The 11,518-nt window shown below is 68.9% G+C and carries 9 protein-coding genes; 3 read left to right on the forward strand and 6 right to left on the reverse strand.

The annotated features are described in order from the left end of the window. The gene (locus ACWGJB_RS15275; protein WP_453380617.1) at nt 1-1,044 is read right to left on the reverse strand and encodes an NAD(P)-dependent alcohol dehydrogenase; all 1,044 of its coding nucleotides are present in this window, start codon (nt 1,042-1,044) and stop codon (nt 1-3) included. Between the two features lie 170 nt (nt 1,045-1,214). On the opposite strand from ACWGJB_RS15275, the gene ACWGJB_RS15280 reads away from it, so the two are divergent. Then, entirely contained in the window at nt 1,215-2,111 is an 897-nt protein-coding gene (locus ACWGJB_RS15280) for a helix-turn-helix domain-containing protein (protein ID WP_453380618.1), read from the forward strand. A gap of 144 nt (nt 2,112-2,255) precedes the next feature. Here ACWGJB_RS15280 and ACWGJB_RS15285 read toward each other — a convergent pair whose 3' ends face one another. The 5 genes from ACWGJB_RS15285 to ACWGJB_RS15305 form a co-directional block, all read right to left on the reverse strand. Beyond that, entirely contained in the window at nt 2,256-5,576 is a 3,321-nt protein-coding gene (locus ACWGJB_RS15285; RefSeq protein WP_453380619.1) for a S8 family peptidase, read from the reverse strand. Nucleotides 5,577-5,822: 246 nt separating this feature from the next. Further along, nucleotides 5,823-6,506 carry an ABC transporter ATP-binding protein gene (locus tag ACWGJB_RS15290; RefSeq protein ID WP_453380620.1) on the reverse strand — a complete coding sequence of 228 codons (684 nt, stop codon included), beginning with the start codon at nt 6,504-6,506 and terminating at the stop codon, nt 5,823-5,825. A 217-nt stretch (nt 6,507-6,723) separates the two neighbouring features. Beyond that, nucleotides 6,724-8,211, reverse strand: coding sequence for an ABC transporter permease (locus ACWGJB_RS15295; RefSeq protein WP_453380621.1), 1,488 nt, complete (start codon nt 8,209-8,211; stop codon nt 6,724-6,726). Between the two features lie 135 nt (nt 8,212-8,346). Further along, nucleotides 8,347-9,591 carry a L,D-transpeptidase gene (locus ACWGJB_RS15300; RefSeq protein WP_453380622.1) on the reverse strand — a complete coding sequence of 415 codons (1,245 nt, stop codon included), beginning with the start codon at nt 9,589-9,591 and terminating at the stop codon, nt 8,347-8,349. Between the two features lie 223 nt (nt 9,592-9,814). Beyond that, nucleotides 9,815-10,162, reverse strand: coding sequence for a hypothetical protein (locus tag ACWGJB_RS15305; protein ID WP_453380623.1), 348 nt, complete (start codon nt 10,160-10,162; stop codon nt 9,815-9,817). Nucleotides 10,163-10,271: 109 nt separating this feature from the next. Between ACWGJB_RS15305 and ACWGJB_RS15310 the strand changes: the two genes are divergently transcribed. Further along, the gene (locus tag ACWGJB_RS15310; RefSeq protein WP_453380624.1) at nt 10,272-10,589 is read left to right on the forward strand and encodes a hypothetical protein; all 318 of its coding nucleotides are present in this window, start codon (nt 10,272-10,274) and stop codon (nt 10,587-10,589) included. Between the two features lie 41 nt (nt 10,590-10,630). Beyond that, nucleotides 10,631-11,413, forward strand: a complete 783-nt coding sequence (locus ACWGJB_RS15315) for a hypothetical protein (protein ID WP_453380625.1) — start codon at nt 10,631-10,633, stop codon at nt 11,411-11,413. Nucleotides 11,414-11,518 lie beyond the last annotated feature (105 nt).

The following is an 11,518-nucleotide window of genomic DNA, read 5'->3' on the forward strand; positions in this document are numbered from 1 at the left end:
TCAGATCGTGGCCGTGTCGATCACGAAGCGGTAGCGGACGTCGCTGTTGACGACCCGCTCGTACGCCTCGTTGACCTGGTCGGCGTTGATCAGCTCGATCTCCGCGCCCAGGTTGTGCTCGGCGCAGAAGTCCAGCATCTCCTGGGTCTCCTGGATGCCGCCGATGCCGGAGCTGCTCAGGACGCGACGGTTGCCGAAGACGGAGGAGAGCAGGATGTGCACCGGCTCCTCCGGGATGCCGACGTTCACCATCGCGCCGTCGGTGCGCAGCAGCGACAGGTACGCGTCGAAGTCGAGCGGCGCCGACACCGTGTTGAGGATGATGTCGAACGTGCCCTTGAGGTCCTCGAAGGTCTTCGGGTCGCTGGTCGCCCGGTAGTCCGTGGCGCCCAGCTTCAGGCCGTCGTCCTTCTTGCGGAGCGACTGGGACAGGACGGTGACCTCCGCGCCGAGGGCGGCGGCGATCTTGACGCCCATGTGGCCCAGGCCGCCGAGGCCGACGACCGCGACCTTCTTGCCGGGACCCGCGTTCCAGTGCTTCAGCGGGGAGTACGTGGTGATGCCGGCGCACAGCAGCGGGGCGGCGACGTCGAGGGAGAGGCCGTCGGGGATGCGGACGACGTAGTTCTCGTCGACGACGATCTTCTGCGAGTAGCCGCCGTAGGTCGGCTGCCCGTCCTTGCCGACGGCGTTGTACGTCCAGGTCGGACCGCCGCCGGTGCAGTACTGCTGGAGACCGGCCTTGCAGTTGTCGCACTCACGGCAGGAGTCGACCATGCAGCCGACGCCCACCCGGTCCCCCACCGCGTACTGGGTGACACCCGGGCCGACCTCGGAGACGACGCCCGCGATCTCGTGCCCGGGCACCATCGGGAAGATCGCCGTACCCCAGCCCTCGCGGGCCTGGTGGATGTCGGAGTGACAGATACCGGCGAACTCGATGTCGATGAGGACGTCGAATTCACCGACCGCGCGCCGCTCGATCGTGGTCCGCTCCAGCGGGGCCTTCGCGGCGGGCGCGGCGTAAGCAGCAACAGTGGTCATGAGGGGGGTTCTCCTAGGGGTGTGTTCGTACCCGGTCGCCTTCTTCCCGGGCACACATCCAGGCTCCTCCACGCTACGTCCGCCACCCAGCCCCCGCTTCTGCGTACGTCTGGCGTGCCTACCACTGGCGGGGTCAGGTTCCCCTGCGTACGACCGTGAATACTGGACGTATGGAAGAGCAGCCCCCGACCTCCCCCTCCCCGCCCCTGGACCGGCGTGCCGAGCTCAGCGAGTTCCTGCGCACCCGGCGGGCCCGGCTGCTCCCCGGCGACGTGGGGCTGCCGGACTTCGGGCGGCACCGCAGGGTGCCGGGGCTGCGGCGCGAGGAGCTGGCCCAGCTGGCCGGGGTCTCGGTGGCGTACTACACGCGCCTCGAACAGGGCAACGGGCGGAACGTGTCGGCGGAGGTGCTGGACGCGATCGCCCGCGCGCTGCGGCTCTCCGACGCCGAGCACGCGCATCTCATGCACCTGGCCAAGGGCAAGCAGCACAAGAAGAAGGCGTCGGCGCGGCCGCAGCAGGTGCGTCCGGCCCTGGGGCAGCTGCTGGAGGCGATGGACGGCGTGCCCGCGTACATCGGGGGTCGCCGCTCGGACATCCTGGCGTGGAACGGGATGGCGGCCGCGGTCTTCGGTGACTGGTCGGAGCTGCCGGTCACGGAGCGCAACTGGGCGCGGCTGGTGTTCCTGCGGCCCGAGTACCGCGATCTCTTCGTCGAATGGGAGCAGAAGGCGATCGACATCGTCTGTCTGCTGCGCATGGACGCGGGCTGCTTTCCCGACGACACCCGGCTGTCCGCGCTGGTCGGCGAGCTCTCGGTGAAGAGCGAGGAGTTCCGCCGGCTGTGGGCGACGCACGACGTCAAGGAGAAGAGCCACGGGGTGAAGCGGCTGCACCACCCCTTGGTGGGCGAGCTGTCCCTCAGCTACGAGTCGTTCCGGATGCCGGACGACCCGGACCAGTCCTTGGTCACGTACCACGCGGAACCGGGCTCGGCATCGGCGGAGGCGCTGCGGCTGCTGGCCAGCTGGGGCACGGACGCGACCCGCGTCGCCCCCGCCCCCTGACCTGGCCCCGGGCATGAGGAACGGCCCGCCGGAAGCCGCGCTTCCGACGGGCCGCTCGCCGTGGATCCACTCAGCGGCCGGCCGCTCGGCAGCAGTCCACCCGGTGGCGGTCCACCCGGTGCCCGGCCGCTCCGCGGCTACGGCTCACTTGGCGTAGTACGCGTTGTAGATCGAGATCGTCGACTTGTTGCCCTTCTTGTCGGCGATCTTGGCGTGGAACGAGATGGCCTTGCCCTTGGCCGGGTTCTTGACGGTGATCTTGCCGTGGCTGACCGTCAGCTTCTTCCAGGTCTTGCCGTAGTCGTACGACACGTAGACCGAGAGGGACTTCAGGTTGCGGCCGGCGGCCGCGCCCTCGACGGTGACCGGGAAGGTGACCTTCTTGCCCGCCGCGACGCGGCTGTCCGAGCCGGTGTTGGCGCCGAAGTGGACGGTGGAGGCGGGGAGCTTGGCCAGCGGGGCGGCGCCGGCCGGCTTCTTCGAGTGGAAGGTCCAGCTCGCGTCGATCCGCGTGGAGGCGGCGGCGACCTTGACCGAGCGGATGACCGAGGTGGTCAGCTTGTACTCGGCGTCGGCGGACGGCACGGTGAAGGCGTCGCCGCCGAACAGCGGGTCCTTGTTGGAGCCCACCTTGGTGCCGTTGCGGTACAGGGTGGTGTTCACCGACAGGAAGTCGGAGGACCCGGCGTGCTTGGCGCTGTCGGAGAACAGCGGGACGATGCCGTAGATCTGGTTGGCGTCGCGGTACAGACCGAACTCGTTGGTCAGATGCGGGCCGAAGATCGCCCTGTTGAAGGTGTTCTGGTAGCTCTTGCCCGCCTTGTACTGCTGCGGGTCGCTCGTGTAGAAGGCGTCGGCGATCGGCAGGCCCTGGGCGTCATGGCCGCTGAACTGGGTGAAGTCGAAGCCCCACAGGGCGCCGTCGACGGTGGAGACATGGACGGTACGGGCGCTGGGCAGCTTCTGCTCCACGGCACCGCCCATCGCCATGTCCTCGCCGACGATGCCCCACGGGCTGACCGAGCCGGTCTTGCCGGGAGCGGAGGCGCCGAGGCTGTTCTTGACCGTGGCGAACTCGCCGGTCTTGAAGTGCCGGACCTTGTCGCCCTGGATCTTCCTGACCTGGGCGCTGGTGGCGACGTCGTACTCCTCGCGGTCGCCCTTGGTGAACTGGCCGCTCCAGGTCTGGGTCAGACCGCTCGCGACCTCACCGCCCAGCGGGGCCATCCGGATCTTGTCGAAGGTGTCGAAGCCGACCCCGAACCCGATGCCCGCCGGGTCGTACATGTAGTCGATCGTCGCGAAGCCCGGCTTCGCCTGCGCGTCCGGCACGGTGATGTCGGCCGCCTTGGTGGTGCGGGCGTCGACGGTGACCGTGAGGTCATGGGTGACGCTCAGCTTGGGCTGGACCAGCCAGTCGAGACCGCCGTCGAAGGTGGTGAAGTCCTTCGCGATCCAGGCGTCGAGCAGGTACGTGCCCTTCGGCACCCGGATCGTGGTCGTCCCGGAGTCCGCGGTCGGCACCGTGAAGGCGCGACCGTCGCCGAGGCCCGAGTAGCCCAGCAGCGCGGTGTCATAGACACCGGTCGGATTGCCGTCGCGCCCGATGTGCTTGACGGTGACGCTGTACGACTGCACCTCACGCTGCACCGCGGCCGCCGTGCGGACACTCTGGCCGTCGCCGGTCGCCGTGACGTACGCCGAGTAGGCGCCGTCGAGGGTGCCGCCCAGCTTGGTGTTCACGGTGACGTCGACGGCGGCCGTGCCGCCCGCCGGGACGGTCACCTTGGTCGCGCCCAGCTTGAAGAAGCCGGCCGGGGCCGCCGCGCCCTTGGGGTCGGTACCGCTCGCCGAGAGGCTGAGGGTGACGTCCTTGGTCCCGAGGTTGCGGTAGGTGAGCTGCTTGGTGACCGGGGTGTCGTCGGTGTGCGGCCACTGCTGCACACCGAAACTGACCGACACCGGGTCGGCGACCACGGTCTGCTTGATGGCCTTGTCGACGGCGATCCGGCCCGAACCCTGCTCGAACGGCGTGTACTTGCCGCCCTTGGCGGAGCCGGTCAGCGCGGCCTTCAGCTGCTGGTAGCCCCAGTCGGGGTGCTCCTGCTTCAGGATCGCGGCGGCGCCGGCGACATGCGGGGTCGCCATCGACGTGCCCGAGATGGTCAGGTAGCCGGGCGGGTTCTCGCCGACCTCCTGGTCGATGAGACTGCCCTTGGCCGCGGCCGCGGTGATGTCGACGCCGGGCGCGGTGACGTCCGGCTTGATGGTGCCCTCGGCGCTGGGGCCGGTGGAGGAGAAGTCGGCGAGCTTGTCGTTGCCGTCGACGGCGCCGACGGTGAGCGCGGCGTCCGCGCTGCCCGGCGAACCGATCGACTCGGGGCCCTCGTTGCCCGCGGCGATCGCGAACAGGATGCCCTTCTCGTTGGAGAGCTTGTTGACCTCGGCTTCGAGCGGGTCGATCTCCGGGGTGTCGTAGCCGCCCAGGCTGAGGTTGACGACATCGGCACCCTCGGCCGCCGCCCACTCCATGCCGGCCAGGATGCCGGAGTCGTCACCGGAGCCGGTGTCGTCCAGGACCTTGCCGTTGAGGATCTTCGCGCCGGGCGCGACACCGGTGTACTTGCCGTGCGACTTGGCGCCGGTGCCCGCCGCGATGGACGCGACGTGCGTGCCGTGGCCGAAGTGGTCCGAGGCGTCGGCGGCCGTGGTGAAGTTCTTGGACTCGATCACCTGGTCCTTGAGGTCCGGGTGGGTCGTGTCGACACCGGTGTCCAGGACGGCGATCTTGACGCCCTTGCCGTTGTAGCCGGCCGCCCACGCCTTGGGCGCGCCGATCTGCGGCACGGACTTGTCGAGGCTGGCCTTGCGGACGCCGTCGAGCCAGACGTGCGCGATGCCGGAGGCGGCCTTGTCCCCGTTGGTGACCGCGTCCCACAGCTCCGGCGTGTCCTTGACCGGGGTCTGCACGGCGTCGGCGTTGAGCGTCCTGAGGCTGTGCCGCAGGGTGCCGGCGTCACGGACGTCGGACTTGGCGGCGCCGGCCGCGCCCTGGTACCCGACGATGACCTTCAGGCCGTTCTTCTGTGCCTTGCGGGTCGCGGCCTTGTTCAACTCGGTGACGTCGAAGAGCCGCTGGTCCAGCTTGCCGGAGGCGACCAGCCGGACGGCGTCACCGGGGACGACGAGGGTGTGACCGTCGGCCTTGCGGATCTGGAAAGGTATGTGCTCGCGTCCCTCGGCCCGCTCCAGGCCGACGACCCGGCCCTTGGCGTCGAGGGCGACCCGGTCACCGGTGATCAGGGTGACGTGGTGCCTGCCGGCGACCGATGAAGCGGCCGCGGCGGCCGCGGCGGTGCGCTGCTCCGGCTTCGCCGACGCCGGGCTGGTCATGCCTGCGGCGAGAGCGACGGCTGCCGCCGTGGCCACCGTGGCCGCCGCGGCTCTTTTCACTTGTCTGCGCAAGACTCCCCCTGGGAGACGGTGTTCCGGGCGAATTCCCCGTTCACCCGGCCGGGGGCAGTCCCGTACGCATATACGTCAACCCCCCGGAATACGGAGTATGCCGGGGGGTGATCAGCGGGCTCAAGAGATGAGAGACCGGTAAGAGAAGTACGGGAGAACTGTTACGCGCCGGGGCGGACACTGTTACCCAACTGCGCGGTTGCGCGCGGGAGTTCGGTGCTAGGCGCCGTCAGCCAGTGACGCACTTCACGCGCCCGCGTTCTCCTTGACGGTGATCTTGCCCTTGCGGATGGTCGCCAGCCGGGGGGCCTTCTTCGCGATGGCGGAGTCGTGGGTGACCATGATGAAGGTCAGCCCGTGCTCCTTCCACATGCGCTCCAGTACGTCCATGATCTCGTCGCGCATGCCCTCGTCGAGGTTGCCGGTGGGCTCGTCGGCGAGCAGCACCTTGGGCTGCTTGACGAGGGCCCGGGCGATGGCGACGCGCTGCTGCTGGCCACCGGACATCTCGCCGGGGAGGTGGCCGAGGCGCTCGCCGAGACCGACCGACGTCAGCGCCTCGGCGGCGCGTTCCCGCCGTTCCTTGGCCTTGACGCCGAGCGGGACGAGGGCGGTCTCGACGTTCTCCTGGGCGGTGAGCGTCGGGATCAGGTTGAAGGACTGGAACACGAAACCGATGTTCTCGCTGCGGACCCGGGTCAGCTTGGTCTCGGAGAGCTTGGCCAGGTCGGTGCCGTCCAGGACGATTTCGCCGGAGGTCGGCCGGTCCAGGCCGCCGAGCATCTGCAGGAGGGTGGACTTGCCGCCGCCGGTGGGGCCCTGGATGACCAGGCGGTCGCCGTCGGAGATGGTCAGGTCGATGCCGTCGAGGGCGCGGACGGTGTCCTTGCCGCGGGAGTAGAGCTTGGAGACGCTTCTGAGTTCGTACATGGTGGCTCCTGGAAGGGTTTTGGGGTGGGGCGGGTGCGTTGTCGGCCGCGGGTGAGTGGGGGCTGATCGCGCAGTTCCCCGCGCCCCTTACGGGGCGGTGCAGTCGCGTCAGCTACGCAGCTGCGGGCAGGCGTGCCGCAGGGCGGCACGGGTGGGCGCAGCGGCACCCGCAAGCGCGGGCGAGCGACACCCCCGCCCCAGCCGCAGCCGACGTCAACTACTCGACCCGCCGCAGCGCGTCCGCAGGCCGCAGCCTCGACGCCCGCCAGCCGCCGAACGCACCCGCGATCAGGCCGCCGGCCACCGCCAGCCCCACGGCGACCGCGATCGTCGTCACGCTGACCGGTGCCGTCAGGGCGACCTCCAGCGTCTTCGCGGTCTGCCGCCCGCCGCCGAAGCCGCCACCGCCGCCACCGCCGAAGCCGCCACCGCCGCCGGGACCGGCGCCCGCGTTGCCGCCGCCACTGCCGCCGCCGAGGGATGCGTCCAGGGTCGGACTGATCTCGGTGACGACGTACGCGCCCGCCAGACCGAGCGCGATGCCGAGGGCGCCGCCGACCAGACCGTTGACCATGGCCTCACCGATGACCTGCCCGGTGACCCGGCGGGACTTCCAGCCCAGCGCCTTCAGCGTGCCGAACTCGCGGACCCGGCGGGAGACCGCCGAGGAGGTCAGCAGTCCGGCGACCAGGAACGCGGCCACGAGCACCGCGATGGACAGCCACTTGCCGACGTTGGTGGCGAGCGAGGACGCCGTGGAGAGGGAGCCGGAGACGGTGTCCGCGAGGTCGGCGGAGGTGGTGACCGTCGTACCCGAGACGTTCTTCTGGATGGTCGACTTGACGGCCGAGATCTGCTTGGAGTCGGTCGCCTTGACGTAGATCGTGGTGACCTTGTTCTTCTCGCCGGCCAGCGTCTGCGCCTGCTTCAGCGGCATGTACAGGTTGGCCGCCGCGTCACCGCTGTCGGCCGTCGCGATACCGATGATCGTGTACTTGACCTTGTTGATGGTGACGGTCGAACCGACCTTGTACTTCTTCTCCTTGGCGTACGCCGAGTCGGCGACCAGGACCTTGGCGTCGGTCTCGGTCGTCTTGAAGGTACGACCGCTGGTGATCTTCGACGAGGTCAGCGGGCCGACCTCGGTCTGGGTGACGTCGGTGCCGTAGACCGTGTACGAGTTGACGTCGAAGTTGGCTCCGCCGCCCTGGACCTCACCCTGCGGCTGACCGGTGCCGCCCCCGCCGCGGCTGCCTCCGGTGCCGCCGGAGCCCTGGTTCTGCTGGAACTGACCCCGGGTGAACTGGCCGCTGATCTTGACCACGTTGAGGTTCAGCCCGCCGACCGCGGTCGCGACGCCCTTCTGGCCGCCGACCTTGGTGACGGTGGTGGAGGCGAGGGTGGTGAAACCCTGCACCATGACGCGGTCACTGCTCTGCGTGCTCGACGAGCCGTTGTTCTGCGCGTCGAAGTTGAAGCGGGGCCGCTGGGAGGCGCTCGTGGACGCCGACGCGGCCTTGGTGACGGTCATGTCCGTACCCAGGCCGTACAGCGACTGGAGGACCTTGTCCTGCGCCTTCCCCATGCCGTTGGACACGGAGTTGACCACGATGACCAGTGCGATGCCCAGCGCGAGGCCGGAGGCGACGACGAGAGCCGCCTTTCTGCGGCGGCGCAGTTCGCGCCTCAGGTAGGTGAAGAACATGACCGCAAGGTAGGGACGCACCGTGATGGCTCGATAAGGCCGAAATAAGAGAAGCATGAGAAGGCTGTGGCGGGCCCAGGAAATACCGATGCCGCCCCTGGGGGCGGCATCGGCCAGCTGTGTGGCGACTGTGCGTCAGACGGCCGAACCGGCCTTCCAGGCTGCCCAGTTCAGGTTCCAGCCGTTGAGGCCGTTGTCGGGGGCCACGGTCTTGTCGCCGGTGTTGGAGATGACCACCACGTCACCGACGATCGAGTGGCTGTACATCCAGTAGGCAGGCGTGCTGGTGTCGTTGGCGCCCTTGGTGTCGGACAGGCCGACGCAGCCGTGGCTGGTGTTCACGGCGCCGAAGACGGACTTGGCGCCCCAGTAGTTGCCGTGCAGGAAGGTGCCGGAGCTGGTGAGGCGGATGGCGTGCGGCACGTCCTTGATGTCGTACTCGCCCTTGCCGTCGCTGTCGGTGAAGCCCACGGTCGCGCCGTTCATGCGCGTCTCCTTGAACTTCTCGGACATCACCATGACGCCGTTGTACGTCTTGTTCTCGGGCGAACCCGCCGAGATCGGGATGGCCTTGACGGTCCTGCCGTCCTGGGTGATCTTCATCTCCTTGGTCTTGGCGTCGACGTAGGAGACCTGGTTGCGGCCGATGTGGAAGGTGACCGTCTTCTGCTGGACGCCGTAGACACCGGAGGCGCCCTGCACACCGTCGAGCGCGAGCTTCAGCGTGACGGTGGAGTTCTCCTTCCAGTAGTCCTCGGGCCGGCAGTCCATGCGCTGGGTGGAGAACCAGTGGCAGGCGACCTCCTGGCCGCTGCTGGAGGTGACCGTGATGCCCTTCTGGACGGCGGCCTTGTCGGTGATCTGCTTGTCGAAGTTGATCGACACGGGCATGCCGACGCCGACGGTCGAGCCGTCCTCCGGAGTGAAGGTGCCTATGAAGCTGTTGGCCGGGGAGACCGTGGTGAAGGAGGCGTTCTCGTGGGCGACCAGGCCGGCGGAGTCCTTGGCCTCGGCGGCGACCTTGTAGGTGGTCGACCGCTCCAGCTGGGCGGAGGGCTTCCAGGTCGTCTTGTCGGCGGACAGGGCGCCGGCGACCGCGGTGCCGTCGGCCGTCGTCATGGTCACGCTGGTGAGCGAGCCCTTGCTGACGGTGACGGCCGCGGAGTTGTTGATGGACGCGTTGTCGGAGCCGTCCTTGGGCGTGATCGTGATGTCGGCCTGGGACGACTTCTTCGCCGCCGCCTGGTCCGACTGGGCCTGCGAGCTCTCACCGCTGCCGGACGCCTTGTCGTCGCTTCCGGAACACGCCGTGAGCACCAGCACACCGCCGAGCAGTGCGGACGCGGCCATCAGGCCCTTGCGCCGCTTACTGTCCGTCATCACACGCTTCTCCATCGTTGCCGAGTCCGCGAACACACCGAGAGCCCCCGTCAAGAACCTTCAACGCTACGGCCGCTTCGTCCCGTTCCACATTCCTGGGAGGTGTGGGGCACACCACGTCCGCCGGGGCGGGCGGTGCGGCAGGGGTCGGCCCGTGCGCTGTCTCAGACGACGAGACCCCGGACGGCGGTTGCCGTCCGGGGTCACTGGTTCCCCAGAACGCTCAGCCGATGCCGTCCTCTTCTTCGTCGTCGCCCTCGCCATCCTCCCCGTCGAGGTCCCAGTCCGGCGAATCCGGATCGTAGGAGACGTGCTCGCTGGACCAGGAGGCCTGCTGGAGCTCGACTCCGGGCACCTCGCTGACCAGGTCGAACGGGTCGACGAGGTAGGCGAGGGCCTCGGCGGTGTCTTCCGTCACAGCGGTCTCGGCGTGCGCACGCTCCTCGCCGGGCAGCTCGGGGTCCTCGGCGATCCGCTGCAGCGCGGCCTTGGTGACCTCGCCGGCGTCCTCGACTTCAATGACCAGCTCTACTCGAAGTCGTACAAAACGTGATGTCTCTGGAGTGCTCATGCCGGGAGCGTACGGCCGAAACCTCCCGTGACTTTCCCGTGACCCGCGATTTTCACTAACATCGCCCCACACGGCCAATTCGCCAGCGTCACAAGGGGATCGATATTCCGTGTCATCCGTTCGCCGCCCGCTGCTGACCGCCACCGCCGCAGGCACGCTCCTGTGTGCGCTGTGGTTCGTCCCGTCCGCCAACGCGTCCCAGGACGCCCCGGCGAGAACCGGCACGTCGGAGAGTACGGCGACACAGGTCACCCAGCAGGCCAAGGCACTGTCCGAGGCCACCTCCGAGGCCACCGGGGACGCCGGTCAACTCGCCGACACCGGAAGCCCGGACACCACGCCGTACGTCATCGGCGGCACCCTTTTCCTCGCCGTCGGCGCCGGGTTCGTGGTGTATTCGGTCCGCCGGGAACGGCTGGAATTTTAAACAACTTGACCGATCCTTGACCGGGGACTCAGAGTCCTCTCATGAAGAGATCATCGGGCGTGCGGATGTGCACCCTCGCCGCCGGCGGCGCACTGTCCCTCGCCCTCATCACGGGCTGCTCCGACGGGAGTTCGAAGGACCCGTCCGCCACCACGGACTCCGCCTCCACCGTCAAGGCGTCGAGTGCCGCGGAGTTGAAGCAGCAGATCCTCGCGCAGGGCGAGGTCAACGGCTACAAGGTCAACGCGATCGGCGCGGCCGCGCCGACCCGGAGCAAGATCAAGGCGAGCGACGAGAAGTGCCGCCCGCTGGCTTACGTCCTCACCGGCCTCGCGCCTGCCGACGCGCCCGCGGAGATCGGCCGCACGGTCCGCGAGGACAAGAAGGACCCGACCGACGACGCGACCTCCCTCGACGACATGGCCGACGGAAAGTTCGAGGACGCGCTCAAGGACTCGCTGAACCTGGACGTCACGTCCCTCGACCTGTCGTCGTACGACGGGAACGGCGCGCAGCAGGCCCTGAAGGCCGTCTCGACAGCGGTCAAGGACTGCGCGAGCGGCTTCACGGGCGGCGCGGCCGGCGACGAGCAGAAGGTCACGAAGGTCACGGCGACGAAGCCCTCGGGCACCGGCGACGAGTCGGTGGCGTTCACGGCGGTCACCGACATGGACGGCGACAAGGGCCCCCTGCACGCGGAGGTGGTACGCCACGGCAACACGCTCGCGACGTACTTCACGATGAACATCGGGGCGATGATGGCCGGAAAGACGTACAGGGTACCGACCCCGGTGATCAAGGCCCAGTCGGCGAAGCTGAAGTAACGCGCAGTTCCCCGGGGCCCGGGGGGGGGGGGGGGGGGGTATAAACAACGGCGGACCCCCCCGGGGGGCGGCCAGCCCCCCAAGTCCCGCGCCCGGCGGCACACA

The sequence above is a fragment of the Streptomyces sp. NPDC054813 genome (genome assembly GCF_053611365.1).